The following is a 26,708-nucleotide window of genomic DNA, read 5'->3' as shown; positions in this document are numbered from 1 at the left end:
CCTGTGAATGCGAAACGCTGCCATGATTTTAGGCGTCATTGCCGGGCTGATCGGGATGATCGTCGGTTTTTTTGGCTACGGCTTTGTGGAACTGATCGACCAGTTTGGTGAGATCGAAGGCATTGCCGAGCAGGTAGAGAACCCCGAGTTGATCCAGACGGCTTCGATCGTGGCGCCTTTGTTGGCAATCGTTGGCGGGGCGATGGCCCATTCTCGAGCGCTGATTGCGGGTTTATTGCTGCTGATTTCTGCGGCTGGGATGTACTACGCCTTTGGCTTCGGCGTTTTCACCATGTTCCCGATTGCCTTTGCAGGCGTAGCAGGGTTGCTTGGGCTCGCCGCAGGAAAACCGGACGAGCCCAAGGCACATTTCTAGGTCACTTCAGGCGTAGTAACCGATCCAGAGACAGCGGACCCGCGCCGTTGATCACAATCACCAGCAGCAGGAATGTCCACATCACGCGCTGATCCATCAACGTAATTGCGTTGTCGAACAAGCCGCCCAGTTTGACGCCATGTCCGGTGACATCGGTCAGTGTTTGAACCCAGACAAATCCGATCATGCCAAGCGCGGCAAGGCGCGTCAGCAGGCCGACCAGCAAAAGCACAGGCAGGACAAATTCGGCCACTGTGCCAAAGAAGATGACGACCCGCTGGAAAAAGGTCATCTGAGTCACATCATACAGCACCGACTCTGCAGCTTTGGGAAAGATCTGGCCGAAGGCTCCGGCCGATGGCGAAAAGATCGAGCCGTCGATTTTCAGCGTGGCCGAGTTCCAGTAGTAGACGAACAACACAGCGATAAAGACCACCCGAGCCAGGGTTGGTGTCAGCCAACCGGACGCGTGATCCGCTTTTTCCATCGCATTATTGTAAGTTGAGATCAGGGCAGTCATGTGTCCAGCCTTTCGATAGTCACAGAAGTTATTGCACCGCCCTGCAAAAGCAGTGCCAGAGTGGTTCCAAGATCAAATTCGGGTGTTTCGGCCATGGTGGATTCAAATGCCTCACCGATGGATTTGCCATCCTGAATCAGCGCGATCCATGCCGCACCACCCGGTGGCAATGGGTGAGGGGCAGGGTCGTATTCGGGACGCATGATCAAAGTATCCTGAGCGCCCGCCTCAGGTTTCGGCGCGCCTTCTTGGGTGTTAAATAGCCAGATCGCATGTACGGGCCAGCTTGAACGCAACACCTGCACCGACGGCGCGAGGGTCAGTTTGGCCTGCATCAAGTCTTCCGGTGGCAAGCTGAGCGCTTCGGCATCTATGGGTTGTCGATCAGCGGCGTGGTAAGCCCTACGCAGCGCCAGTTCCAGACGGGCAACATCTGGCAGGTAGCCCAGATGCGACAACTGCTCCATTCCTTCCAGAAATTTTGGGAATTCCTCGCCATAAAACATCATCAGGGGTGAGGACGGCGGGTGCTGGCGCAAGAATATTCCAGCCAGCCCGTCCATATTCTGGGGTCCCAGCAGTTTTGTGATCACCGGGAAGGCCTGATGCATCGCCTCGGTCAGCGAGACGGCGACGTTGTTGCGATAGACGCTGAAGCGACGACCGGCGGGCTGCGCCTCGGCGTCCAGCAACCCATCGGGAATGGGCTTGTTGGCATCTAGCAGTGCCATATGGAATGTCGTTTGCGACACGCTCATGCGGGCACGCGATCCAGCGCTTTTTGCGCGCGCTCGGCTTCGGCCCGTAACACCGGCCAGTCCGGTACATCGGTGTCCCATTCAATCAACAGGGGTTTGGGGCCGGATTTGTCTAGTACGTAGTCCAGCAGCGCCCAGACCGGGTCCACCACTTCGCGCCCGTGGCTGTCGATCAGCAAGGGATGCCCATGATCGTCCTCGTCCTCATCATGCCCGCCCAGGTGAATCTCATCGACTTGGTCTAGCGGGTAGGCATCAATATAGCCCTGCGGTGAGAAATCCAGATTGGTGGCTGAAACAAAGACGTTGTTCACGTCCAGCAACAGCCCGCAGCCGGTGCGCCGGGTGATTTCGCGCAAGAAATCAGGTTCGGACCATGTGCTTTCCTCGAAAGCCAAATAGCTTGAGGGGTTCTCTAACAGCATTTGCCGCCCGACAATCTCTTGCACCTCATCAATATGGTCGCAAACACGGTCCAGAGTCGCATCAGTATAGGGCAGAGGAAGTAGATCGTTCAGGAAGTGGCTGTCATGGGTTGACCATGCCAAATGCTCCGAAAAGCTGGCCGGGTTCAACCAGCCGACAAGATGCTTCAGGCGGTCCAGGTGATCTGGGTCAAGTGGCGTTTCGCCGCCGATCGACAGCCCGACACCATGCACTGAAATGGGGAATTGTTCGGACAGGTGACGCAGTTGTGCCAGAGGTCTGCCACCATCGCCCATATAGTTTTCGGCATGAATCTCTAGCCACGCCACAGGCTTGGCCTGTTCAAGAATCTGCGAGAAATGCTGTGGTTTGTAACCAACGCCCGGTGCTGCAGGCAGCCGGTTCGATCTGAGCGCATTGTCCAACATTTGCAAATCCCCTGATCACGTGGAAAGGGCGGGCGATCCTGCCCGCCCTTTCTGGTTCATTCGGAAAAGCCTTATGCAGGCAGGTCACGCTCCAGCGGCTCAAGCGAGCCTTTGCGATCTGCACCGTCTGCTGTTTTAGGCAGCTCGATGTCGGCGCAGGTGCCTGCGTCAACCAGGGTCCATGCGTTGCCCTGATAGTCGACGGTCGAAGTGCCCGCGCAAGTTGTGCCGGGGCCGGCTGCACAGTCGTTCTGACCTGCCAGAGAAACGCCATAGCACTTTTCTTTGGCCTGGGCTGTTGCGGTTGTGGCCGCGCCGGAAACGGCTGCAGCAACTGCGCTTGCGATAACCAGTGTTTTTGCAGTGTTCGACATCTTGGTAATCCTTGTTAATGACTGCGTATGTCTGCTTGTGACAACGACAAGGTAATGGTTCAGGGGCAGCAGTTGAATTCACGAGCCCGTGTCTCACAACCCCGTCAAAGGTCGTCATGCACCCTTGAACGTTAACAAATTGTTTTTGAATTGAAAAATGATATTTGTTTCAATCCGGCCCAAAATAACGGGCCGGATTTCTAGCGGTTTGCTGCCGAATGTTACAGCAGATCGGGGGGCGTTGTAGCCACGCTCAACTCATTTGTTACAGCCTCAAGCGATTGGACCCGCGTCTGTTTTTCGCCAAGGCGACGGACACTGACCGTGCGATCTTCGACTTCACGGTGACCAACGGCCAGAATGATCGGCACTTTGCCAACCGAATGTTCGCGGACTTTATAGTTGATCTTCTCGTTGCGAATATCCGCCTCGGCGCGGATGCCTGCTGCGCGAAGGGTGTTGACCACTTCGGCCACATACTCATCGGCCTCGGAGGTGATCGAGGCCACAACGACCTGGCGCGGGGCCAGCCAGAACGGCAGCTTGCCCGCGTGTTCTTCGATCAGAATGCCGATGAAACGTTCAAACGAGCCCAAGGTCGCGCGGTGCAACATAACTGGGCGGTGTTTGCCACCATCAGCGCCGATATACGTGGCGTCCAGTCGCTCGGGCAGAACAAAGTCCACCTGATGCGTGCCGCATTGCCAATCCCGCCCGATCGCATCGGTCAGAACAAACTCGAGTTTCGGGCCGTAGAATGCCCCTTCACCCGGATTGAGTTCCGGCTCGATCCCAGCCGCGCGTGTTGCGCTGAGCAGGGCGGCTTCAGCCTTGTCCCAAACTTCGTCCGATCCTGAGCGTTTTTCCGGCCGGTCCGAGAATTTGACCGAGAAGTTCTCAAACCCGAGGTCTTTGTAGATACCGGACAGGAACCGAATGAACTCAGCGGTTTCGGATTCGATCTGGTCTTCGGTGCAGAAGATATGGCCATCATCCTGGGTAAAGCCACGCACGCGCATGATGCCGTGCAGCGCGCCCGAAGGTTCGTACCGGTTACACGATCCGAACTCGGCCATGCGCAGAGGAAGGTCGCGATAGGATTTGAGACCCTGATTGAAAATCTGCACGTGGCAGGGGCAGTTCATCGGTTTCAGGGCGTTGACCGCCTTTTCCCGTGCATGTTCCTCGTCCACTTCGACGATGAACATGTTCTCTTGGTATTTGTCCCAATGACCCGAGGCTACCCACAGCTTGCGGTCGACGACCTGAGGGGTGTTGACCTCAACATAGCCACCTTTGCGCTGTTGCCGACGCATGTAATCTTGCAGAAGAGTGTAGATGGTCCAGCCATTAGGGTGCCAGAAAATCTGCCCTGGGGCCTCTTCCTGCATGTGGAACAAATCCATCTCGCGACCCAGCTTGCGGTGGTCGCGCTTGGCGGCTTCTTCCAACATGTGCAGATGAGCCTTAAGCTTTTCCTTGCCGGTGAAGGCCACGCCGTAGATGCGCTGTAGCATTGCGCGGTCGCTGTCGCCGCGCCAATAAGCCCCGGCGATTGACATCAGCTTGAACGCGTCGCCCGGCAGTTGACCGGTGTGCTGCAAGTGCGGGCCACGGCAGAGATCCTGCCAGTGTCCGTGCCAATACATGCGCAGTGGTTCATCACCCGGGATGGATTCGATCAGCTCAACTTTATAGGGCTCATTATTGGCCTTGTAGAACTCGATCGCGCGATCGCGATCCCAGACCTCGGTGGTCACCGGGTCACGCTTGTTGATGATCTCTTTCATCTTTTTCTCGATGAGGCCGAGATCTTCGGGCGTAAACGGTTCCTCACGGTCAAAGTCATAGTACCAGCCGTTTTCGATGACGGGGCCAATGGTGACCTTGGTTGCGGGCCAAATCTCTTGCACGGCGCGGGCCATGACATGCGCCAGATCGTGTCGGATCAGCTCATTGGCTTGCGCCTCGTCCTTCATGGTGTGAATAGCGATTTGCGCGTCGGCTTCGATGGGCCATTGCAGGTCCCAATGCTGTCCATTCACCGTGGCAGAAATGGCTTTTTTCGCCAGCGAGGTCGAGATGTCGGCGGCGACCTGTGCGGGCGTAACGCCTGCTTCATAGGATCGGGAATTGCCATCGGGAAAGGTAAGGGAGACTGACTGTGAGTCCAGGGCCATATCGGCTCTCCTCGTCGGTTTGGCGCCCACTGAACGCCCGGTTGCGGGTTATGTATGCTCGGCTCATGTGGCAGGTGGGGACACAGGTGTCAAGGGCAGGAGCGAGGGGCCAGCCCCTCGCACTCCCCGAGGTATTTTTAGCCAGATGAAGAAGGATCGGGCAATTGCAGAGAGGTGCGTGACATGCATGATGGAAGGACAAGCAAAGAGGGTAGCATGGCAGAGGCAGAATTTCTGGAAACCGCTCAGGGACGACGTCTGGCGTATCACAAGAGTAATGGGCGCGGGCCGACCATCGTTTTTCTGGGTGGCTTGAAATCAGATATGGAGGGCACCAAGGCGGTGCATCTGGAAGCGTGGGCGCGCGCGCGCGGGCAGGGGTTCCTTCGGTTTGACTATTCGGGGCACGGTGAAAGCTCGGGCGCCTTTACTGACGGGTGTATCGGGGACTGGCACGAGGATACGCTGGCTGCAGTTTCTCGGTTAGCTGATGGTCCGCTGGTTGTTGTGGGATCGTCGATGGGCGGGTGGCAAGCGCTGTTGCTGGCGCGTGTCATGCCCGAGCGGATCGCAGGTATGGTGACAATTGCGGCGGCCCCGGATTTTACCGAGGATGGGTATTGGGCGTCGTTTTCGAACGAGCAGAAATCTGAACTAGAGACGGTTGGACATGTGGAACTGCCATCGGACTACATGGAGCCCTACGTCATCACCAAGCGGATGATTGAGGATGGGCGGCAGCGGTTGGTTTTGCGCGCTTCGCTTGATCTGCCTTTCCCTGTGCGTCTCCTGCAGGGGACAGCAGATACGGCCGTCTCGACCGATACGGCAGTGCGCCTGCTGGATCATGCCACTGGTCCAGACATGCAACTGCTGCTGGTCAAAGATGCGGATCACAGGTTCTCGGATGAGCGATGCCTCGGGCTGATTGAGCAGGCTCTGCGAGAAGTCCTGGAAGGCACCTGATGCGTCGCCTGGGCTGGGTTTTGGGGCGGGTGCTGGTGGGTTTGACGCTGGTTGGTGTGTTGATCTACGCCTTTGGCCCGCGCGAGCAAGTGGACCTGCATCCGCGTTTCGATCCGCGCAAATTTGGCGAGGGCGTTCAGGTTTACTTTGAAAGTATCGAATCCGCCTATGATGACATCGTGCCAGGTGTTGAAAAGCGCGTGGTCTGGCAGGATGGTTTTGTTGAACAGCGGACAGCTTATGCGGTGCTCTACATTCATGGGTTTTCCGCCACGTCCGAGGAGATCAGGCCAGTACCTGATCGCGTTGCGGACGCGTTGGGTGCCAACCTTGTCTACACAAGGCTTCAAGGGCATGGCCGCGATGGGGACGCAATGGCCGAAGGTACAGCGTCGGGCTGGATGCAGGATACAGCCGAGGCGTTGGCTGCCGCCAGGGCTGTTGGTGAGCAAGTCATTGTGATCGCAACATCAACGGGGGCGACATTGGCCGCCGCGGCTGCGATGGATACGGAACTGAGCACTGATGTGGCTGCGTTGGTTTTGGTGTCGCCGAACTTTGGCGTAAACTCGGCTGGTTCCTGGGTGCCATCCTTGCCGTGGGCCCGGCATTGGCTGCCGCCTTTGATGGGACAGGACCGGGATGTCTCAAGCACTGATCCCGAGAAGAACATCTTTTGGACAACTGTTTATCCGTGGGAGGCGGTCGTGCCGATGTTTGCCCTTGTAGATGCGGTCAATGCGCTGGACTTCTCGGGCGCGCGGGTTCCGGCGCTGTTCTGGTTTTCTGATGATGATCAGGTGGTGCGTCCGGATAAAATGCATGAGGTGGCCAAGACCTGGGGTGGTCAGGCGATGGTTTCATTGGTGACAATGGGGCCCGGGGATGATCCGGCCTCACACGTGGTCGCGGGGCGTCTGATGTCACCGGGTCAGACCGACGCGGCGGTCGCGGGCATATTGGAGTGGCTGTCAGAGCAGGGGATTCAGAGGCAAAGCGGGGGCTGAATATGCGTAGACCGGGCAGTATGTGGAGCCTTGAGACGTTGGGTCGCGTGCGACTATCCCGGCATTTTTTCATGCGTGATTTTCTATATTCCGAGATCGGGAACTTTCACGCATTGCAAAATATTCCCGACAACCCTGATCTTGCGATCGAGACCGGGCGCGCGTTTTGCGAGACCCTGCTGGATCCGCTGGAAGAAACCTTTGGTCGTATCGCGGTGCGCTCGGGCTATCGCTCGCGATCTCTGAACCGGTTCGGGAACGAGAACAGGTTGAACTGTGCCCGCAATGACAACCCGTTGGAGTGCCACATTTGGGATTGGGGCGAAGGTGACGCACGTGTAGCAGGGGCGTCGGTGGTAATTCCGTGGTTTGCAGACCGCTATGCGCAGGGGCGCGATTGGCGCGATCTGGCGTGGTGGATGCATGACCATCTGGATTATTCCGAGATTTGGTTTTTTCCCAAATTAAGCGCGTTCAATCTGGTTTGGCGGCCCAAGCCTGTACGGCGGATCGACAGCTATATCGCCCCGCGCGGCTGCTTGTTGCGGGCCGGGGCTGAGCCAGATGAACCGCTGGGCCAAAGGCAGGAACGCTATGCGGATTTCCCACCGTTTCGGGCGATCAGCTATCCGTGAAGTTTTGCTTGCCCGCTGTTGGCAAACCTCTCATCCTGTAACAAAACAATAACAACGAGCGGAGGGCACCGAGGTGATCGAGCCGTTGGTTTTGCTACCCGGATTGATGTGCGATGCACGGTTGTTTCAGGCGCAGATCACCGCGCTGTCGCGTGAACGTGCAGTTATGGTCGCACCGATCACCGGCGGTGAACGGTTCGAAGAAATCGCGTCGGGCTTGCTGGATCAACTGCCGCACCGGTTTGCTTTGTGCGGGTTTGGTCTGGGTGGTGGCGTCGCGCTTGAGATCGTGCGGCGCGCACCTGAGAGGGTGACACGACTGGCCTTGCTGGCGACGGATGCGCAGGCCGACACACCTCATATCGCGGCGAGTCGCGAAGACCTGATCGTTGGCGCGCAGGCGGGGAGGTTGGACGAAGTGATGCGCAAGCTGATCGGCTCGGACATGTTGTCTCCCGGTCCGCAACGCATCCCGATTTTGAACGAAGTGTTGCAGATGGCCGAGGAATTGGGCTCGGATGTGTTTGTGCGTCAGATAAGAACCATGCAACGCCGTCCGGACCAACAAGGCACGCTGCGCCGGATCAGGATGCCCACGCTGATCATCTGCGGTGCCCATGATGCGGAGAATCCGGTCCGCAAGAATACCTTCATGGCTGATCTCATTCCGGATGCAGAGTTGCGCGTGATTGATGAGGCCGGGCACTATCCGACACTGGAAGCACCCGAATCCGTGATTGCGATGCTGCAGGATTGGCTCCGGAAACCACTGCGGCTGACCTAGTCGTAGAAAACCGCGCGCTGGTTCTTGGTCAGAACAGTTGGTTGCACCACCGGCCGACCGGTTTCAGAGTCAAAGAATGGCGTTTTCTTCCAGCTCCCGGACAGACGCGATTTTAGTACGCGTTTAAGCAGACCCACAGCGGCATAGCGGATTTTCTCATGAGACTGCTTGCCGTCAGCCCTTGGCACAAATCCACGCGTAGTAATGGGACCCAAACTGCTGGGGTGGGGAATACGTTTGACGATAAAACCCGCGAACGGAAATTTTGGAGTTGTCGGCGTCGTGGCCAGCGGCGCGTTGCAGCATCTGGCATACCACCGCAACATGCCCTTGGGGCTAAGTTGCATAGCTGCCAAGTGCTCGACCCCTGCATCGATCTTGATGTCTTCCGGTGACATCTGAAACACCTCGACTGGGTCGGGCGCAGGGTCGGGCTGTTCAAAATAAAGCTGAGCCGCGCGGCAGTCATGGCAAAAACACACGACATGAGTGCCGGATACGACGCCGTGTTCAGTAATGCGCCCCGAAAGGGCACCGCAATTGCAACGGAAAGGAAGGTCTCCTGCCGCTGCGCGGCTCATGCAACTTTGTTGCTATTGGCGGCTCGTTGACGGGGATTGCGGCTGTTTTCATTCATGAAATCAATCACTAGCGGACGGATGTTGTCGCGCCAGCTGCGGCCCGCAAAAATGCCATAGTGACCCGCGCCGGGTTCAACATGGCTGGCCTTTTTGCTGTCGGGCAGACCCGTGCATAAATCCAGCGCCGCAATGCATTGCCCGGGGGCTGAGATATCGTCATTCGTGCCTTCGACCGATTTCACAGCCACATCAGTGATCTTGCCGATATCTACCTTGTGGCCGGCTACAACGAACTCGTTGCGCGCGATCTCACGGTTTTTGAAGACACGTTCAACGGTCGAAAGATAGAACTCGGCAGTCATGTCCATCACCGCCAGATATTCGTCATAGAACCGGTTATGGGCATCGTGGTCGGATGCCTCGTCACGAATAACGCGCTGGATCTGATCCGAGAACGCCTTGCTGTGACGTTCGGCATTCATTGACATGAACGAAGCCAGTTGTAGCAAGCCGGGATACACCATCCGGCCTACGCCCTTGTATTTGAAGCCAACCCGCTGGATCATCGTTTCTTCCAACTGACCCATCGTTACACGGCGACCAAAATCCGTAACCTCGGTCGGAGTTGCGTCGGGGTCGACGGGACCGCCGATCAGGGTCAGGGTACTTGGCTGCGCCTTCGGCTCGACCTCGGCCAGATAGGCGGTTGCGGCCAGAGTCAGCGGTGCGGGCTGACAAACCGCAATAACATGCGTATCGGGGCCGAGCTCTTTCATAAAATCGACAAGGTAGAGCGTGTAATCCTCGACATCGAACTTGCCTTCGGACACGGGAATGTCGCGCGCGTTATGCCAATCAGTAATGTAGACCTCACAATTGACAAGCAGGCTTTTGACGGTCGAGCGGAGCAGGGTCGCGTAATGCCCCGACATCGGTGCAACTAGCAGCACCTTGCGTGGCTGTTCTTTGCGTCCATTAACGCGGAAATGGATCAGGTCGCCGAAAGGACGCTCAAGCACGGTTGTGATATCGACCAGATGGTCCTTGCCGTCTTCGCAGGTAAAGGTGCGGATGCCCCAATCAGGCTTGACGACCATACGCTGGAATGTGCGCTCGGTTACTTCGCCCCATGCAGCCATCCAGTTGAAGGCCGGGTTGGGTGTCATCGAGAACAGGGGGTAGGATGCCATCGCGCTTGCGGTTGCACCAAGCCATTGGTTGGTGTTACGCATGGTTTCCATCAGGTCATAGGTCATCATGTAGCGCATCGAATGTGCCTCCTGAGTATCAGCCTGAGAATTCGGACCATTCGCCGCTTTGCCCCCCGACGCCAACGACGTTATTCTGCACAGCAGCGAGACTAGGGGGGAATTGTTAAAATGACAACTACCGAAGACCAGACGCCAAAACTGACCGAAGAACATATTGAACGACTTAAAGAAAATATGGACAAAGTAGAAGAACTGTCCAAACGCCTGGTCGAGGTCATGGCCGGAAAAACGCCGCACACCCCCGCTCTGGATGGCCCGAATCAAGAGCTTTTTGCAAAAGCAGCAACTGCGTATTGGGCTGAAGCGTTTCAAAACCCCACAAAGCTGTTAGAGCAGCAAATTGAGTATTGGGGAAAATCGGTTCTCAACTTTGCGGAAGCGCAGAAAGCGATGACCCAAAGCGACGGGGATGTACCCCCAGCCGCTGCCAAAGATAAACGGTTTGCCAATCCAATGTGGGAAACCAACCCCTACTTTCGCCTCATTCGCCAGCAGTACCAAACCAATGCCGAAGCGATCGCGCAGGCCGTTGCATCGGTTGACGATCTGGAAACCAAGGATAAGCAGCGTCTGCAGTACTTCTCGCAACAGATCATAGATATGATGGCGCCAACGAATTTTCTGGCCACCAACCCCGATGCGCTGGAAAAGGCGATCGAGACCGAAGGGCAGTCCCTGATACAGGGGCTGGAGAACCTCGTGTCGGACCTTGAGGCCAATGACGGCGAAATGGTTGTCAGGCTGGCTGACGAAAGTGCCTTTGAGATTGGCGGGAATATCGCAACTACACCCGGCGACGTCGTCTATCGCAACCGAATGATGGAACTGATCCAGTATAAACCGGTGACCGAGACGGTGCACGAAACGCCGATCGTTCTGTTCCCGCCATGGATCAACAAGTTCTATATCTTGGACCTAAAGGCTCAGAACAGCCTGATCAAATGGGTGACCGAGCAGGGCTATACCCTGTTTGTGGTCAGCTGGGTGAATGCCGATAGCTCGCACGCCGATATTGGGATGGAGGACTATATTCAGGAAGGGTTCCTGACCGCCATCGAAGAGGCGAAGAAAATCTGCAAGGTCAAGCAGGTCAACGCAGTGGGTTACTGCATCGCCGGTACGACGCTTAGCCTGACGCTTTCGCTGATGAAGCAGCGCGGTGACAAGTCGATCAAATCTGCCACCTTCTTCACCACCCTGACAGACTTTGGTGAGCAGGGGGAGTTCACGCCGTTCCTGCAAAATGACTTTGTGGATGGCATCGAAGAACAGGTCTCGAAGGATGGTATTCTAAAGGCATGGATCATCGGGCGAACGATGTCTTTCCTGCGATCCAGAGATCTCATCTATACTCCGGCGATCCGCAGCTACATGATGGGTGAAACACCGCCAGCGTTTGACCTGTTGTACTGGAACGGCGACGGGGCCAATCTGCCAGGTCGGATGGCGATCCAGTATCTGCGCGGTTTGTGTCAGAGCAACGATTTCGTCAACGACGGGTTCGAACTGCTTGGCCATAAGCTGCATATCAAGGATGTCGATGTGCCTTTGATGGCGATCACCTGCGAGACGGATCATATTGCCGCGTGGAAGGATTGCTATCGCGGGGTGCAGCAGATGGGCGCGAAGTCGAAGACCTTTGTGGTGTCCGAGTCCGGTCACATCGCGGGCATTGTGAACCCGCCCAGTAAGAAAAAATATGGTCACTATACCAATCCTGAGCTGAAGTGTGATGCTGATACATGGCTGAAAGAAGCTGACTTCCACGAAGGTTCGTGGTGGCCGATGTGGGAAGCGTGGTTAAAGAAGCGATCAGGCAAGCAGGTTCCCGCGCGCGATACCGGCGATTCGGATCATCCACGCCTTTGCCCGGCTCCGGGTACCTATGTTTTGGTCAAGGCAAACCGCTGATATCATTTTGAAACTCAAATTTTTCTGCATTGCAGCAAGAAAAAACTTGCAATGCTGCAATGCAGCAATCATATTACCTTCAAGCTGATGAGAACCGGGGTGGGCCCGGAACGGCTAGAAGGATTTAGGACAATGGCAAAGACCCAAGACTTTACCGCGACCCTGAAAGACATGATGGGCGCGTTCCCGGTTGACACAACCGCTCTGGAAGACGCATTCAAATCGACCGCTTCTCTGAACGAAAAGCTGTCGGGTGTTGCTCTGGACGCAGCTGAGAAATCGGCTGAAATCTCGAACAAATGGACCAAAGAAACCCTGGCCAAACTGACCGAGATGTCGAAAGCAAAAACCGAGCCTGCGGATTACGCAAAAGCTGCAACCGACTTCGCAAGCGCGTCGGCTGAAGTTGCCGCTGAAAACCTGGCTGCTTTCGCTGAAATCGCGAAAAAAGTTCAGACCGAAACCGTTGAGCTGCTGATGGCGGCTGGCAAAGACGCTGCAGAAGATGCAACCGCAGCCGTCAAAAAAGCCACCAACGAGGTGACCGCTGCCGCAAAGAAAGCAGCAACCGCCAAGTAAGTAAGGCTGCGATATAGCACCCATTCCTCCCAAATGGTGTAATCGCTTCGGGCAGGTCGCTTGACCTGCCCTTTCTTTTTGTTCTGCAGTCGCATAACCTCTGCTGCAACGCATCATCCTTGGGGAGGGTACAGGGTGTCGGAACAAGACAAACCGCTGCTGATCAAGCGCTATGCCAGCCGTCGGCTGTATAACACCGAGACCAGCGATTACGTGACGCTTGAAGATATAGCCGGTTTCATACGCGATGGCCGCGAGGTTCAGATCATCGACCTAAAAACCGGTGATGACCTGACCCGTCAGTATCTGCTTCAAATCATTGCCGAACACGAAAGCCGCGGCGAAAATGTTTTGCCGATTAATGTGCTGAACGATCTGGTGCGCAGCTACATGGTGCCGGGCGGGGGCATGATGCCGCAATTCCTGCAAAGCTCATTCGAGATGCTGCGCGAAAGCCAGTCGAAGATGATGGAGAACATGAGCGCCATGAACCCGATGTCCCAGATGCCGGGGTTCGAGGCGATGCAAGCGCAGCAAAAGGCCTTTCTAAAAGCCATGACCGGTGGTCTGTCGGGGAACTGGTCGGGGCCGGATGATGAACAAGAAACATCGCCCGAACCCAAAGAGGATTTGGACGACATCAAAAAGCAACTTGCCGAGCTGCAACAAAAACTATCGAAGCTGAGCTAGCCTGACCGATGCGCTGGCTGTCTGTTCTGGGCGCGTTGATCTGGGCCCAGACTGCACAGGCCCAAGGCCAGTTTACATTCGTGTGGGAACCTATCTGCACAATGGGTCGGGATACGGCTGCGGGCTGCGATGAGATTCGCGCGCGCGAAATTCTGGATGCAACGACCCCGCCCTGGCGCGCCATTGGCCGGGTCAATTTTGCCAGCCGCAGCCAGCGGTCCCATTGTACCGGCGTGCTGGTGTCTGAGCGGCTGGTTTTGACCGCGGCACATTGCTTGTACAACAGCGCGCGCAACCGCTGGATTCCTCCGGCCAGTATCCGGTTTGCCGCAGGGTATCAGCGCGGCGAGGCTGCCGCCGTGTCCAATGTATTGGCCTATCGGCTGGATTCGGAACAGGGGCGCGACGGTGTATTCAACAATCGCGCCGATCTGGATTGGGCCGTGTTGGAGTTGGCCGAGCCAATTGGAGAGCAGGTTGGTTTTTTCGATATTTCCCGGACTGTCCCGCAGATGGGCTCGTTCGCGGGCTATCCCGGATTGCGGCCCCACGTGCTCAGTCGCACCGATAGCTGCAATGCCGCACAGGCCGGCCAAGGGCTGATGCGCGCGATCTGCCCCGTCATGATGGGGGATTCCGGTGCGCCGTTTCTGATGCAAACAGAAACCGGGCTTGCCGTTGCCGGGATTTTGTCGCGCGTCGCGCCAACCCCTGACGGGATCGACGCATTGTTACTTTCAGTTCATGACCTTGATCTGCAATAGTACTGACGATCAGGTCCCGTAGACTGGCACCGGGCCAACAACCTCGCCAACAGAAGCCAGCAGGATGTCCGAGATTACGTCCAGTTCATCGCGCGTCAAACGCACGGGCAGACGTACATCGCAGGCCTTCATCAGCATCGCACGGGTCTGTGGCAGGTCGAACTGTTCGGGTAGGAACTGCCAGTTCCAGAAGGCACGAGCGTTATCCTGACTCAGGCCAAAGACCTGCACCTTGACACCGCGTGCCTCGGCTGCGGCGGCAAAGGCGCGGATTTCATCGTCGCTGAGGTCAACCAGATTGAATTGGATCGAATCCGGTGCGCGCTGCTCGGGTGTCAGAGGGGCAGGGACATCGATGTAGGGCGATGTGTTCAGACGATCAGCCACATAGTCATGGTTTGCCAGCCCGTCGCGGACACGGCGTGCCAATTCGGGGATTTGCGGACGAATGACTGCGGCGCTGAGGTTGCTCATGCGCAGGTTATACAGTGGCAACTGGTTCTGCCATTTGGCAAAGGCCTGTTCCAGCTCTGGTGAGCCAGAGTGCTTTTTCCAGTTGTGCTCGTATGCGCCCGACATGATAACAGCGCGCGCCACAAGATCCGCATCGTCGCTGACCAGAATGCCACCTTCGCCTGCGTTGATCATTTTATAGGACTGGAACGAGAAGCAGCCGACCTTACCGATGGTGCCAATATTGCGCCCATGCCAGGTTGTGCCCAATGAGTGGGCGGCGTCTTCGATCACCGGGATATCGCGCGCTTCACACAGCTCCATAATCGCGTCCATGTCCGAGGTATGGCCGCGCATATGGCTGATGATCACTGCCTGCACGCTGTCCAGCTTGGCCGTGAAATCGGCCATATCGACGCGATAATTGTCCCCGACCTCGCACAGAACCGGAATGCAATCCGCGTGAACAATCGATGACGGCACGGCGGCAAAGGTAAATCCGGGGATCAGAACCCGTGCATCGCGGGGCAGCTCAAGCGCCTTGAGCGACAAAAACAGCGCGGCAGAACAGGAAGAGACCGCCAGCGCGTATTTTGTGCCGAGCAGTTCGGCAAACTCTGTTTCCAGAAGAGCAACGGGCGCATCCTGAGGTGCGGTATAGCGAAACAGATCGCCTGACTTCATCAGGGCGTCGATTGCGTCTCGGGCGGCTGCGGGGATGGGTTCGGCTTCATGAACGTTGGGTACAAGCGTCATATTTGGATTTCCCGAATTTTATCTTTGGGAAATATAAATTCGATGTGCAGGCAAGCCAAGTCCCAATTCGCATCGTCAGCGAGATTTCACCAAATCGTCGTAAAGAATGTGTTCAGATACCCAGCCTGTCACGCAGCGCATACCAAGTCATGGCCAGTATCAGCAACGGCGTCCGCAAAGCAGGACCACCCGGGAAGGGCACTGCAGGAACGCGGGCCATGGTATCGAACCCCTCAGCCTGCCCCTGGATCGCCAACGCCATGAGTTGCCCCGCATGGGTCGCGGTGCCGACGCCGTGGCCAGAATAACCCGAGGCGGACAGGATATTTGGCGCAACCCGGGTCAAATAGGGCATGCGCCGCATGGTGATGCCCAGCGTTCCGCCCCATGCGTAGTCGATTTTGACGTCACGCAGATGCGGAAAAATCTCGGTCATCGGCTTGCGGACTTTTGCGGCGATGTCCTCGGGGAAACGATAACCATAACTTTCGCCACCCCCAAACAGCAGCCTGCCATCGGCGCTTAGCCGGAAATAGTTTATCACGAACTTGGTGTCAGCAACGGCGATATCTTTGGCCAGAACTTTTTGCACTTCAGCGCCCAAAGGTTCGGTTGCCGCGATGAAATTGTTGATTGGCATCACGCGCGATGCAACTTGCCGGTTCAGATCTCCGAGGTATCCGTTGCAGGCCAGAATTACGTGATCGGCAGTGATCTTGCCCTTTTCAGTGCGTACAGTAACACGAGCGCCCTGATCGATGCCAAGAACTTCGGTGTCTTCATGCAGTCTTAACCCGGCTCTGACAGCGGCACGCGCAAGGCCGAGGGTGTAGTTCAACGGGTGTAGGTGCGCGGCACCATTGTCCAGATACCCACCCGCATAGGCTGGTGAGGGGCAAAGCCCGCGCGCGGCATCGGCATCTAAAGTTTCGATTTGGTCGTATTTGTATTTACCCGACAGATGCGCCGCGTGATCATGTAGCTCTGCGCGCTCCGAGTTGTTAAAGCCCAGAACCGCAATGCCGGGCTTCAGGTCGCAATCGATCTGATGTTTTGAGATCAGAGATTTGACCAGATCCTTGGCTTCTTCGGCCAGATCCCAAAGCTTTAACGCATCTTCATCGCCGACAAGCCGTTCAAGATCCTCTTGATCCAAACGCTGCGCGCTGCCCAGTTGGCCTCCGTTGCGACCCGAAGCCCCAAAGCCCGCGCGATGAGCTTCCAGCAGGACAACATCGAACCCAGCCTCAGCCAGGTGCAATGCTGCCGAAAGGCCCGTGTATCCGCCTCCGACAATGCAGACGTCTGCGGTATGGTCGCCTTCAAGCGCTGGGTGGCGGTCAAATGCGTGCGCCGTCGCGGCATACCAGCTTGGCGGATACTCCGCCTTGCGGTCATTAGAATAGAGCAGGTTCATCGCGTCTTTGCCCTAGACGTTCATCAGCAGATGCTCGCGTTCCCACGGGGAAATGACCTGCAGGAACTCTTCGTACTCAGCACGTTTGACGATGCCGTAGACACGGGCGAACTCGGGACCCAGAACTTCGTGCAGGGCTGTCGCTTCATCAAACAGGTCCAGAGCTTCACCCATGATCTGAGGGATATCGCCGTCGCCTTCATAGGCGTCGCCATAGAATTGGCGGCGTGGGCGTTCTTGCTGAGTCAGGCCCAAATAGCCACAGGCCAACGACAATGCGATACCCAGATAGGGGTTGCAGTCCATGCCTGCGATGCGGTTTTCGACCCGGCGCGCCTCGGGGCCGGACAGAGGTACGCGAATGCCAGTTGTGCGATTGTCGCGTGCCCACTCCAGATTAATCGGGGCCGCATGGTCTTTGACATAGCGGCGATAAGAATTCACATACGGCGCCATCACCGCCAGCCCTGCAGGCAGGTGGTTCTGCAAGCCGGCGATGAAGTGATAAAACGCATCCGTCTCGCCACCTTGTGGGCCGGAGAAGATGTTCTGTCCCGTTTCTTTTTCGATGATCGAGTGATGGATGTGCATGGCCGACCCCGGCTCATCTTCGATCGGTTTTGCCATGAACGTAGCAAAGCAGTTGTGACGCAACGCGGCTTCGCGGATCAGACGTTTGAAGTAAAATACCTCGTCCGCCAGCTTCACCGGATCGCCATGACGCAGGTTGATCTCTAGTTGTCCGGCACCGCCTTCTTGCGTGATCCCGTCGATCTCAAACCCCTGAAATTCGGCAAAGTCGTAGATGTCGTCGATCACCGGCCCGAATTCATCGACCGCTGTCATCGAATAAGCCTGCCGCGCCGCCGCAGGTCGGCCCGAGCGGCCCATCATCGGCTTGATCCCTTGCGCGGGATCTACATTCGGCGCGACAAGAAAAAATTCCATCTCGGGGGCGACAACCGGCTTCCAACCTTTGTCGTGATACATCTTCACAACGCGTTTGAGCACATTGCGGGGGCTGAAAGGGATCGGCTCGCCATCTCGGTCGAACGCGTCGTGAATCACCTGCAAGGTCCAGTCGCCCGTCCAAGGAGCGGCCGACGCAGTTGAGAAGTCGGGTTTCAGGATCATGTCCCGCTCAATGAAACCGTCCTCACCTGCAGCTTCGCCCCAATCCCCTGTGATGGTCTGGTAGAAAATGCTGTCGGGTAGGTGAAAATAGGATTGCTTGGCAAACTTTGACGCCGGGACCGCCTTGCCGCGGGCGATGCCGGGCAGGTCAGAGATGATGCATTCAACCTCATCCAGCCGTTTGCCTTCAAAGTAGGTGCGCGCCGCCTCAGGCAGCTGATCTGTCCAGTCGGCCATCAGGCCCTCGCTTTCTTTAGGAACTCTGCCATGTGGTGGCCGATTTTGGCATTATCATCCGGGGCGTCTTTCCGGTTCGCTGCCGCCTGCATCAACGCATCGGGAACCACGCCTTTGCCTCGGGTCTCCATCAAGCCCTGTATGAAGTCATTTCCATATTCAGGATGGGCCTGCACGGTCCAGATCGTATCGCCATAGGTGACCATGGCGTTTTGGCAAAAGTCATTCGTACCGGTGACCACCGCTCCTGCGGGCAGTTTGGTCACTTGATCCTGATGCCAAGCATTCAAGGTGACGGTCTGATCGCCAAAGCTGTATTCCGTGCGTCCTACAGCCCAGCCACCATCAAACTTTTCCACTTTTCCACCAAGCGCTTGCGCGATGATCTGATGTCCAAAGCAGACACCAATCAAGGGGTTCCCTGTCTTCCGAATATCCCGGATCAGCTGTTCAAGCGGGGGAATCCAAACGTGATCTTCGTATGCGCCATGACGAGATCCGGTGATGATCCACCCGTCGGCCTGATGCGCGTCTTCCGGAAACTCACCATCGACCACTGCGTATGTTTGGAATTCAAAGCCGTTCCCACCCAGTAATGCGCGAAACATGCCATCATATTCCCCAAATTGTTCATGCAATTCATCGGGTGGGTGGCCGGTTACAAGGATGCCGATTTTCATAGTTCACCAAATTTGATCAAATTTATTCTAACGAAGCGAAGCGAGCTGGGCAAGAGGTTCAAACGCTCTCAAGATAGCTGAGCCAGTGCTCGTCAGGGGGGTGGGACGCGAATCGTGCAATTTCCTGCCGTTTGGTCATTACCAGGTTGCGGATCAGATCGTCCGGGAAAATGCGCGCAACTACCGGGGCAGTTTCGAAAGCAGAGATGGCCGACGGCCAGTCGGCTGCCAGCTGCGGCAGATCGGTCAACTCATAGGCATTGCCCGAAATCGGGCTGGGCGGTCGCAGGCCATCCTCGATCCCAACCATTGCCGCGCCCAGAACTGCGGCCAGCATGAGATAGGGGTTGATGTCACCGCCAGCAACGCGATGTTCGATCCGTCGGGCGGCAGGGGCACCACCCGGAATGCGCAGGGCAGCCGTGCGGTTTTCATAGGCCCAGCTTGCTCCGGTGGGTGCGTGGGCACCAGGCACGAGGCGCGTGTAAGAATTGCCATGGGGAGCGAAGATCAGCGTAGAGCCAGGCATCGCGGTCAGACATCCAGCAACCGCCGAGCGCAGTTCAACGGTTCCCTCGGCCCCTCCGTTATCGAAGACATTGCGTCCATCGACATCGACGACCGAGAAATGCACATGCATTCCGTTGCCCGCATCCTCGGCATAGGGCTTGGACATGAAGGTTGCTGTGAAGCCATGCTTGCGGGCTACGCCACGCGCCAAGGTCTTGAAAAGCCACGTATCATCGGCGCAGCGCATGGCGTCCTGATGGTTCAGATTGATCTCGAACTGACCGATCCCGCTTTCAGATATTGCAGTCTGAGCGGGAATACCCATAGCGGCGCAACCATCGTAGAGATCGGTGAAGAACGCATCAAACGCATCCATTTCGGCCATCGACAGAACGGCTTCGTCCCGCAGCCTGCGGCGCGTGACCGGGTTGATCGGAGGCTGCGGTTGGTCGCCTGAGGCGTCAAGCAGAGTGAACTCGAGTTCTGTGGCGGCGATGACCGACCAGCCCCGTTCGGAAAATCGATCCAGAACCGCAGAAAGCGCGTGTCTCGGATCGCCCGCAAAAGGCTTGCCGTCATCGTGGTACAGGCACATGGGCACCAGCGCGGTGGGTGTATCAAGCCAGGGCATGGGAACCGGACCACGCCCGGTGGGGCGCAACACACCATCTGCATCACCGCTTTCGAAGACAAGCGGGCTGCCTTCGATATCAGCGCCCCAGAGATCGACATTGAGCGCAGAGAACGGCATGCGCACGGCGCCTTTGTCCAACTTGGCACCGTATGAGGGCGGCACGCGTTTGCCACGCATCTGACCGTTGAGGTCACAGGCGGCGACGCGGAATGTATGCAGGGCGCTCAGGTCCATAGGGGGCTCCGTGGTCTAGTCACGAGAGGTTTAAATCAGGATTAGCGTCTTGTCACGAAATTTGATCAAATTACGAATAGGCGTCGCTTGCGGTGGGGCGCGATGTTGAAAATCAACCGACTTGTACAGTGGTCGAGACCGCTGTCTTCCGAGTTGTACAACATTCAAGTGCCCGATTGTGCCGGGCGTAGCGATACCTATAGTCTCAGATATGTTCATCTTTCTTACCATAGTGTTACTGATCGCAGGCGGGGTCGGCTATTACGTCTGGTCCAAGAGACAGGCCCGCGCGGCGCTGTTGGCGACGCGTCTGACCTCGGATCAACGGGACATCATTGATCAGCAAGTTCCCATCATCCGGCGGCTGCCCGCCGGGCTGCGCAGCCACTTGGATGGCAAGGTGAACCTGTTTCTGGATCAAGTGAGCTTCTACGGCTGCGACGGGTTGGAAGTGACTGAGGAGATGGAGCTGTCGATTGCGGCGCAGGCCTGTTTGCTCGTGATCAATAGCGACATTTGGTATGACAATCTGACGACCATTCTGATCTATCCCAATGCGTTCAAGTCAAAGCAGCAGCGGCGCTCGGGCTATGTCGTGTCCGAGAAAGAGATCGTGCGGACCGGGGAAAGCTGGGATCGCGGACCGGTCATTTTATCATGGGCACACAGCCAGCAGGGCGCTCTGGATGATCGCGACGGGCAGAACGTAGTGCTGCATGAATTTGCGCATCAGATCGATGATCTGTCCGGGGGTACAAATGGCGTACCGATCCTGAGTGAAGGGCAGAGCTTTGCCGAATGGGAAAAAGTATTCCTGACCGCCTATGACGCGCATGTTCACGCGATTGAAAGCGGGCGGCACACGGTTATCGACCCCTATGGCGCAACCGGGCATGAAGAGTTCTTTGCCGTCTCGGTCGAAGTGTTCTTTGAGCGCCCGAAAGCGCTGAAGCACGAGGTGCCCGAGGTCTATGAGCAGCTTTCGAAACTGTTCCGGCTGAACCCGGTGGAGTGGGCTTAGCGCGCCAAATTTAGTCGGAAGCGCATCTTGGCTTTCCGCTCGGCAGGTAGGTGGCGGTTCAGGCGTTTGTTGACCCTTCCGAAGCCCCAAACGATGACCAGCGTCAGCAGGATGAAATAGAACGCCAGAATCGGGTAGGGGATGAACGGGTTGAACGTCTTGTCCGCGAAGTAGCTGGCGTAGTAGAGCGCGTCGCCCCGTTGTTGCCAGGCCGGGAAGGCCGAGAAGAAGACCAGTGTGGTGGACTGGAAGACAAAGATCGCTTCGTTCGTATAGGCGGGCCACGCCAGCCGCAGCATTGTGGGCCAAACGATACGTCGGAAGCGCGACCAACCGGACATGCCATAGGCGTCGGCGGCTTCGATATCGCCCTTGGGGATTGAACGAAGGGCGCCATAGAAGATCTCACCCGAATAGGCGGAAGTATTCAGGAACAGCACGATCAGCGCCCCCAGCCAGGCCGAGGTGAAGGCGTCGAACATCGGATAGGGCTTCTTCAGCGAAAGGAAGAAGAAATAGGCAAAGAAGAACTGGATGAACAGCGGCGAGCCGCGGAACAAAAAGATGAACCACTCGGACGGTTTACGCAGCCATTTATTCGACGAGGCTTTGCCGACGGCCAACGCGGTGGCGAGGAAGAACCCCGTGACCATCGCCATGATCCCGAAATAGATATTCCAGATCATGCCCGAGCCGATCAGCGTGAAGTGCTCGCAGAGGGTGAAATCGGCTTTGGGCAGCAGGCGTTCCCCAAAGCCCAGCGAACGGAGGCCGTAATCTTGAATGGTCTGGATGCAGCTCATGCGGTGGTCTCCTTGCGCAGAAGCTCTCCGCCCGATGTGGCCTGACCATGGGACAGGCGGCGCATCAGTTTTTCAAGCCCGATTTCCGAGACGCGGGTCATTCCGAGGTAGAAGATCAGCAGGGCGAGGAAGTACCACATGCGCCAGTCGCCATGAGGGTAATCGGTAAAGCGGGATGTTTTTGTGCCGCCCAACTCGCGCGCCCAATAGACGATATCTTCGATGCCCAGCAGAAACAGCAGTGGCGTGGCCTTGATCAGCACCATCCACAGGTTCGATAGGCCGGGTAGGGCGTAGACCCACATTTGCGGCACTAGGATACGCCAAAAGGTCTGGCGGCGTGTCATGCCGTAGGCTGCGGCCGTCTCAAGCTGGGCATGTGGTACAGCGCGCATGCCGCCGAACAGGACGTTGGCGGCAAACGCGCCGAACACGATAGAGAATGTGACGACGGCAAGGAAGAAGCCGTAGGTTTCATGCACCCATTCGGGTGCAGTGCCCAGCGGCAGCTTGGCGGCCTGACAGACGATGAAGTCGTTGCCCTGCCGCACCGGATCGGTCCATTCGGGGCAGAGCACTTTATGGCGCAGCCATTCAAAGCCCTGATCCAGAGCGATCACGAAGAACAGAAAGAAAGCGATATCAGGCACGCCACGCACGATGGCGATATAGGCCTTACCCAGCCAGCTAAGCGGCGGGAAATGCGATCGCGCTGCCATAGCGCCGGCAAAACCGAAGCTCAGGGCGACCGGGGCGGTGACGGCCAGCAGACCCAGCACCTTGAAGAAAGAAAGGTAGAACGACCAGTGGACGCCATTGGTCAGATAGCACGAGAACCAGCGGAACGTGCCCAGCGTGTCAGGATCAGCGCAGTAGGAGAACATAAGGCGTCTTTCGAACGTCTGGCCGGTCTCAGGTCCGGCAGGTCCGGCGCGCGCACGCGCCGGACAATTGGACGGAGGGCTTAGTTGGTTACGACCGAGCCGTCTGTGTTGTATGTAGCGATACCTTCGCCAAACCATTTGACCAGCATCTCGTTGAGCGTGCCGTCTGCCTTCATGGACGAAATCGCGTCATCGAACTTGCCGCGCAGTTCTGCGTCGCTCTCGCGCAGGCCCATGCCGATGCCACCGCCCAGCGGGACAAGATCGCCGACAAAGACCAGCTCGCCACCGGATTCCTCAACAATCGGGACCAGGAAGTCATAGTCAGCCAGCACAGCATCCGCTTCGCCGTTGCGCACCGCGGCGATGGTTTCTTCGGGGGTGGCGAATTCGACCAGAGTCGCGCCGGATTCAGCAACGTGACCGGCCTGAATGGTTGCGGTCTGTGCAGCGACGATGCCACCTTTCGTGTCAGCGCCATCTGAAGCAGCTACGTAAGCTGAGGCGGTCGGCGGGTAGTAGTTCTGGGTGAAGTCGATGACCTCATCGCGTTCGTCAGTGATCGACATGCCGGCGATGATGGTATCGTAGTTGCCTGAAACCAGGTTCGGAATGATCGAATCCCAGTCGTTCTTGACCCATTCACATTCCAGACCAGCGCGCTTGCACAGCTCGTCACCGACTTCACGCTCGAAGCCGTCGATCTCACCAGCATCATTGATGAAGTTGTACGGAGGGTAGGCGCCCTCGGTGCCCATGCGCACAGTTTCGGCCATTGCGATACCGGCGGTCAACGCCAGCGCTGCGGTGGTCAGAATCAGGTTTTTCATGAGTTACTCCCCTTTATTGGTTCTGTCCGTTGGTTAAGCCGCCTGAGTGGCGGAGAGAAAGCCCTGAAGCCGTTCGGATTCAGGGGCAGTGAAAATGTCTTCGGCTGAACCCTCTTCTTCGATCAGGCCCTGATGCAGGAACACAACGTGGCTGGAGATATCCGCAGCCATCTTCATGTCATGAGTCACGATGATCATGGTGCGGCCTTCTGCGGCCAGATCCTTGATCACTTTGATCACTTCCTGTTCCAGTTCGGGATCGAGCGCTGAGGTCGGTTCGTCAAACAGCAGCGCCTGAGGTTCCATGCACAGCCCACGTGCGATTGCGGCGCGTTGTTGCTGTCCGCCCGATAGTTGCGCCGGATAGACGTCGCATTTGTCGCCGATGCCGACCTTTTCCAGATATTTGCGCGCGCTGTCTTCGACCTCGGCCTTGTCGCGGCCCATGACAGTGACCGGAGCCTCCATCACATTCTGCAGGATGGTCATATGGGCCCACAGATTGAACTGCTGGAACACCATCGACAGATTTGTGCGGATGCGCAGCACCTGCTTGGGATCGGCGGGACGGCGATGATTGTGGCTGCCAGTCCAACGGACGGGCTCGCCTTTGAACAGAATCTCGCCCTCTTGGCTGTCTTCCAACAGATTGCAGCAGCGCAGCAGGGTAGACTTCCCCGAACCGGATGATCCGATCAGCGACACGACGTCGCCGCGATGCGCGGTGATGTCCACGCCCTTGAGCACCTCGAGTTGGCCAAAGCTTTTGTGCAGGTTCTTGATCTCAATGACGGGAGCGGCGTCTGTCACGGGCAGTCCAGATATGATTGGTGTTGGTGCGGTAATAGGGCTGAAAAATCGGGCTAATGCAATGCGCAATTGACAAGTTCACGCAGCGAAATTGCCAAATCGGGCGGTCGCGCTGTCTAAACTGTCAGTTTGTTGGGCGCATTCTGTGACTCGATGCACCATTATCGACAGGTCAGCCAGATCAATCTCTTGATTGCGGCCCAGAGATTCAGGTCACAGGATTCCGGATCAACCGAGGTGATCCTAAGCGAAACCGAATTTATTGAACTGGCTTGATCCAATCACCAAAACTGTTTGAATTTGGGAATAATTCGTTTTGAGTTAAAGATTGAAATATACGAATTCAATTCACGTAAGGGGCTTCTTGTGATCGCGCTATTATTTGCATTGTTCGCCGGCACGATGGTGCTGGCATACTTTAAGCTGGTCAGAATTTCATACGCATTGTTCGTGCTGACGCTTTTGGCGAGTGCCTACTGGCTGAAGTTTCACGCCACGACCCCCTTAACGATTCAACTTTGAGGTCGTCCAATGTCACCTGAGTTTGCTCGTAACATGAATGCGATTGGTGCACTGGCGGTTTGCCTGGTTCTGGTGCTTGCCTTCTACTTTCAGCTTATCCTTTACGAACTGCCCTGTCCGTTATGTTTGCTCCAACGCGTGGGATTCGTGGCCGTTGGGTTCGGGCTTGCTCTGAACCTGTTATGGGGTACGCGCGCCAGAAACTATGGCATCGTGCTGGTGGCAGCGATATTTGGGATCAGCGTTTCGATCCGCCAGATCCTGCTGCATATCGTGCCCGGAACAGGGCACTACGGCTCACCCGTTCTGGGCCTACACTTCTATACCTGGGCGGGAGTCGCGTTTGGTTTGATCATCCTTGGCACCGCAATCATGCTGGTATTCGAGAAGCAGTATGATCTTGCGTCGGACGTTCGGGCAACCGAACGCTTCGGAGGAAGTACATTGGCCAAAACAGCGTTTTTCCTGATTTTGGCATTGGCCGTCGCGAACGCTGGTTCGGCGCTTTTGGAGTGTGGGCCCGGCATCTGTGACGATCCACCGACGGACTACAAGTTTCTGAATGAGCTTGAAGGCAGCGATTCATAGCGCTGACAAAGCCCGAAGGCTTGCCGGTTGATCAGACCTTCGCCGCCTTTTGTCTTGCAAGCGCCGAATCCACATCGCTCACGCCGAGCAGGCTGACGACAAGGCGTAGCAGAGAATCCTCTTCACCGCTGCGGTGCCCGTCCGCCAGTGCGACCGACCACATGGCCTGCACAACGGCCAGGCGGTCGTCATAGGCGATGGCCTCTTTGATGGCGCGAGTAAAGCGGACGGTGTCGGGCGCCTCGGCTTCAAGGTCTTCGGCGCGGGCGCGCAGGGCTGCGGCCTCAAATGGCGACAGGCCATAGCGTTCGGCCGAGATGCGGTCGATTCGGGCCATTTCGGTATCGGCATAGTCGTTGTCGGACCGAGCGATACGCACCAACAGGGCGGTGAGGGCCAGACGGGCATCATCTTCGACAAGCGGGTCGGGCTGCGGCTGTGTGAGCCGGGACAGGAAATCACTGAACATAAGCGTTTATATAGAGATAGCCTAGGTCGCTTCCAAGCGGCTTTGTATCCGCTCGCGTGCCGCTTTGCTGTCGTTGAAGCTGAGGCCCATGGCAATGCGGGCTTCTTCGACGATCTTGACCTCGCCCTCGTCCGAGTTGCCATCGGCCAGCACGACCTCCCACAGGGCGTCAAGCGCGGCCAAGCGTTCCTGAAGATCGGTGGTTTCGCGGATCAGTTTGCCGAATGTATCTGTTTCCGGAGCAGCTGCGTGCAATTTTTCGCAGGTGGCGCGGACCTTGGCGGCCTCGATCGCATTGTGCTGGTAAAGTCGCGCAAGAATGCGGTCGATCAGGCTGATCTCTTCCAGCTTGTAGTCGCGGTCGGCCTGCGCGACACGTACCAGCAATGCCCCCAGGGCCAGTTCGGCATCAGGATCGGGCAGTTTGTCATGTTGCGGCGGCCGAAAGGCCTGGAAGAATTTTTTCAACATATCGG

30 protein-coding genes are annotated in these 26,708 nt (G+C 56.9%); 12 read left to right on the top strand and 18 right to left on the bottom strand.

The annotated features are described in order from the left end of the window. Positions 1-7 precede the first annotated feature (7 nt). The gene (locus ACRZ96_RS05065) at positions 8-376 is read left to right on the top strand and encodes a hypothetical protein (protein ID WP_170420996.1); all 369 of its coding nucleotides are present in this window, start codon (positions 8-10) and stop codon (positions 374-376) included. Position 377: 1 nt separating this feature from the next. Here the strand turns inward: ACRZ96_RS05065 and ACRZ96_RS05060 are convergent, their stop codons facing one another. The 5 genes from ACRZ96_RS05060 to thrS all read right to left on the bottom strand — a co-directional run bounded on the left by ACRZ96_RS05060 (position 378) and on the right by thrS (position 5,062). Then, a complete protein-coding gene (locus ACRZ96_RS05060; RefSeq protein ID WP_480814281.1) occupies positions 378-896 on the bottom strand; it encodes a hypothetical protein in 519 nt (172 codons plus the stop codon). Then, positions 893-1,654 carry an HvfC/BufC family peptide modification chaperone gene (locus ACRZ96_RS05055; protein ID WP_480814280.1) on the bottom strand — a complete coding sequence of 254 codons (762 nt, stop codon included), beginning with the start codon at positions 1,652-1,654 and terminating at the stop codon, positions 893-895. The genes ACRZ96_RS05060 and ACRZ96_RS05055 overlap by 4 nt, the downstream gene beginning before the upstream one ends. After that, on the bottom strand, positions 1,651-2,508 hold the full coding sequence (gene bufB / locus ACRZ96_RS05050; RefSeq protein WP_480814279.1) for an MNIO family bufferin maturase: 858 nt from the start codon (positions 2,506-2,508) through the stop codon (positions 1,651-1,653). The genes ACRZ96_RS05055 and bufB overlap by 4 nt, the downstream gene beginning before the upstream one ends. A 71-nt stretch (positions 2,509-2,579) precedes the next feature. Further along, positions 2,580-2,882, bottom strand: a complete 303-nt coding sequence (locus tag ACRZ96_RS05045) for a BufA1 family periplasmic bufferin-type metallophore (protein WP_010439128.1) — start codon at positions 2,880-2,882, stop codon at positions 2,580-2,582. 221 nt (positions 2,883-3,103) lie between these two features. After that, positions 3,104-5,062, bottom strand: coding sequence for a threonine--tRNA ligase (gene thrS / locus ACRZ96_RS05040; protein WP_480814278.1), 1,959 nt, complete (start codon positions 5,060-5,062; stop codon positions 3,104-3,106). 216 nt (positions 5,063-5,278) lie between these two features. Here thrS and ACRZ96_RS05035 point away from each other — a divergent pair, with 216 nt between their 5' ends. From ACRZ96_RS05035 to ACRZ96_RS05020, 4 genes are all read left to right on the top strand, one after another. Further along, complete coding sequence (locus ACRZ96_RS05035; protein ID WP_480704441.1) at positions 5,279-6,028, top strand: alpha/beta fold hydrolase; 750 nt, start codon at positions 5,279-5,281, stop codon at positions 6,026-6,028. Further along, complete coding sequence (locus tag ACRZ96_RS05030) at positions 6,028-7,035, top strand: alpha/beta hydrolase (RefSeq protein WP_480704443.1); 1,008 nt, start codon at positions 6,028-6,030, stop codon at positions 7,033-7,035. The genes ACRZ96_RS05035 and ACRZ96_RS05030 overlap by 1 nt, the downstream gene beginning before the upstream one ends. A 20-nt stretch (positions 7,036-7,055) precedes the next feature. Further along, on the top strand, positions 7,056-7,670 hold the full coding sequence (locus ACRZ96_RS05025; RefSeq protein WP_170510826.1) for a hypothetical protein: 615 nt from the start codon (positions 7,056-7,058) through the stop codon (positions 7,668-7,670). Between the two features lie 73 nt (positions 7,671-7,743). Next, positions 7,744-8,454, top strand: a complete 711-nt coding sequence (locus tag ACRZ96_RS05020; protein ID WP_170510715.1) for an alpha/beta fold hydrolase — start codon at positions 7,744-7,746, stop codon at positions 8,452-8,454. Here ACRZ96_RS05020 and ACRZ96_RS05015 read toward each other — a convergent pair. Together ACRZ96_RS05015 and phaZ are read right to left on the bottom strand one after the other, a co-directional pair. Further along, positions 8,451-9,035, bottom strand: coding sequence for a DUF6151 family protein (locus ACRZ96_RS05015; protein ID WP_170635515.1), 585 nt, complete (start codon positions 9,033-9,035; stop codon positions 8,451-8,453). The two genes, ACRZ96_RS05020 and ACRZ96_RS05015, sit on opposite strands and share 4 nt — an antisense overlap. Continuing rightward, positions 9,032-10,303 (bottom strand): polyhydroxyalkanoate depolymerase, encoded by a 1,272-nt coding sequence (phaZ, locus tag ACRZ96_RS05010; protein ID WP_480704445.1) that lies wholly within the window; start codon positions 10,301-10,303, stop codon positions 9,032-9,034. The genes ACRZ96_RS05015 and phaZ overlap by 4 nt, the downstream gene beginning before the upstream one ends. Before the next feature lie 111 nt (positions 10,304-10,414). Here phaZ and ACRZ96_RS05005 point away from each other — a divergent pair, with 111 nt between their 5' ends. From ACRZ96_RS05005 to ACRZ96_RS04990, 4 genes are all read left to right on the top strand, one after another. Further along, positions 10,415-12,217: a class I poly(R)-hydroxyalkanoic acid synthase gene (locus tag ACRZ96_RS05005; RefSeq protein ID WP_170393622.1), complete on the top strand. Its 1,803-nt coding sequence runs from the start codon at positions 10,415-10,417 to the stop codon at positions 12,215-12,217. Positions 12,218-12,349: 132 nt separating this feature from the next. Continuing rightward, complete coding sequence (locus ACRZ96_RS05000; protein WP_029621740.1) at positions 12,350-12,796, top strand: phasin family protein; 447 nt, start codon at positions 12,350-12,352, stop codon at positions 12,794-12,796. A 135-nt stretch (positions 12,797-12,931) separates the two neighbouring features. Then, on the top strand, positions 12,932-13,486 hold the full coding sequence (gene phaR, locus ACRZ96_RS04995) for a polyhydroxyalkanoate synthesis repressor PhaR (RefSeq protein WP_170393618.1): 555 nt from the start codon (positions 12,932-12,934) through the stop codon (positions 13,484-13,486). An 8-nt stretch (positions 13,487-13,494) separates the two neighbouring features. Continuing rightward, the gene (locus ACRZ96_RS04990; RefSeq protein ID WP_480814277.1) at positions 13,495-14,250 is read left to right on the top strand and encodes a trypsin-like serine peptidase; all 756 of its coding nucleotides are present in this window, start codon (positions 13,495-13,497) and stop codon (positions 14,248-14,250) included. A gap of 9 nt (positions 14,251-14,259) precedes the next feature. On the opposite strand, the gene ACRZ96_RS04985 is transcribed toward ACRZ96_RS04990, so the two are convergent. From ACRZ96_RS04985 to ACRZ96_RS04965, 5 genes are all read right to left on the bottom strand, one after another. Further along, positions 14,260-15,459 carry a DegT/DnrJ/EryC1/StrS family aminotransferase gene (locus ACRZ96_RS04985; RefSeq protein WP_480814276.1) on the bottom strand — a complete coding sequence of 400 codons (1,200 nt, stop codon included), beginning with the start codon at positions 15,457-15,459 and terminating at the stop codon, positions 14,260-14,262. Between the two features lie 112 nt (positions 15,460-15,571). After that, positions 15,572-16,876, bottom strand: coding sequence for an NAD(P)/FAD-dependent oxidoreductase (locus ACRZ96_RS04980; RefSeq protein ID WP_480771340.1), 1,305 nt, complete (start codon positions 16,874-16,876; stop codon positions 15,572-15,574). Between the two features lie 12 nt (positions 16,877-16,888). Continuing rightward, a complete protein-coding gene (locus tag ACRZ96_RS04975) occupies positions 16,889-18,247 on the bottom strand; it encodes a glutamine synthetase family protein (RefSeq protein WP_170393610.1) in 1,359 nt (452 codons plus the stop codon). Next, the gene (locus ACRZ96_RS04970) at positions 18,247-18,927 is read right to left on the bottom strand and encodes a type 1 glutamine amidotransferase (protein ID WP_170404894.1); all 681 of its coding nucleotides are present in this window, start codon (positions 18,925-18,927) and stop codon (positions 18,247-18,249) included. The genes ACRZ96_RS04975 and ACRZ96_RS04970 overlap by 1 nt, the downstream gene beginning before the upstream one ends. A gap of 58 nt (positions 18,928-18,985) precedes the next feature. Beyond that, a complete protein-coding gene (locus ACRZ96_RS04965) occupies positions 18,986-20,305 on the bottom strand; it encodes a glutamine synthetase family protein (RefSeq protein ID WP_480814275.1) in 1,320 nt (439 codons plus the stop codon). Between the two features lie 211 nt (positions 20,306-20,516). Here ACRZ96_RS04965 and ACRZ96_RS04960 point away from each other — a divergent pair, with 211 nt between their 5' ends. Then, positions 20,517-21,326 carry a M90 family metallopeptidase gene (locus ACRZ96_RS04960; RefSeq protein WP_170421024.1) on the top strand — a complete coding sequence of 270 codons (810 nt, stop codon included), beginning with the start codon at positions 20,517-20,519 and terminating at the stop codon, positions 21,324-21,326. Here ACRZ96_RS04960 and ACRZ96_RS04955 read toward each other — a convergent pair. From ACRZ96_RS04955 to ACRZ96_RS04940, 4 genes are all read right to left on the bottom strand, one after another. Next, complete coding sequence (locus ACRZ96_RS04955) at positions 21,323-22,129, bottom strand: ABC transporter permease subunit (RefSeq protein ID WP_170421026.1); 807 nt, start codon at positions 22,127-22,129, stop codon at positions 21,323-21,325. The genes ACRZ96_RS04960 and ACRZ96_RS04955 overlap by 4 nt on opposite strands. Continuing rightward, a complete protein-coding gene (locus ACRZ96_RS04950) occupies positions 22,126-23,013 on the bottom strand; it encodes an ABC transporter permease (RefSeq protein ID WP_170393600.1) in 888 nt (295 codons plus the stop codon). Before ACRZ96_RS04950 ends, ACRZ96_RS04955 begins: the two co-directional genes overlap by 4 nt. An 80-nt stretch (positions 23,014-23,093) precedes the next feature. Next, on the bottom strand, positions 23,094-23,843 hold the full coding sequence (locus tag ACRZ96_RS04945) for a transporter substrate-binding domain-containing protein (RefSeq protein WP_170393598.1): 750 nt from the start codon (positions 23,841-23,843) through the stop codon (positions 23,094-23,096). A gap of 33 nt (positions 23,844-23,876) precedes the next feature. Next, positions 23,877-24,653 carry an ABC transporter ATP-binding protein gene (locus ACRZ96_RS04940; RefSeq protein ID WP_170393596.1) on the bottom strand — a complete coding sequence of 259 codons (777 nt, stop codon included), beginning with the start codon at positions 24,651-24,653 and terminating at the stop codon, positions 23,877-23,879. A gap of 366 nt (positions 24,654-25,019) precedes the next feature. On the opposite strand from ACRZ96_RS04940, the gene ACRZ96_RS04935 reads away from it, so the two are divergent. Further along, entirely contained in the window at positions 25,020-25,175 is a 156-nt protein-coding gene (locus ACRZ96_RS04935; RefSeq protein ID WP_223118239.1) for a DUF5993 family protein, read from the top strand. Positions 25,176-25,184: 9 nt separating this feature from the next. Then, positions 25,185-25,763, top strand: coding sequence for a disulfide bond formation protein B (locus ACRZ96_RS04930; protein WP_170563413.1), 579 nt, complete (start codon positions 25,185-25,187; stop codon positions 25,761-25,763). A 31-nt stretch (positions 25,764-25,794) separates the two neighbouring features. Here ACRZ96_RS04930 and ACRZ96_RS04925 read toward each other — a convergent pair whose 3' ends face one another. Both ACRZ96_RS04925 and ACRZ96_RS04920 read right to left on the bottom strand, forming a co-directional pair. Next, positions 25,795-26,232 (bottom strand): tellurite resistance TerB family protein, encoded by a 438-nt coding sequence (locus ACRZ96_RS04925; RefSeq protein ID WP_170393592.1) that lies wholly within the window; start codon positions 26,230-26,232, stop codon positions 25,795-25,797. A gap of 21 nt (positions 26,233-26,253) precedes the next feature. After that, on the bottom strand, positions 26,254-26,703 hold the full coding sequence (locus ACRZ96_RS04920; protein ID WP_170393590.1) for a tellurite resistance TerB family protein: 450 nt from the start codon (positions 26,701-26,703) through the stop codon (positions 26,254-26,256). Positions 26,704-26,708: the final 5 nt, after the last annotated feature.

This window comes from Ruegeria sp. CF1, assembly GCF_056537445.1.
This window is presented reverse-complemented; position numbering and strand designations above follow the sequence as displayed.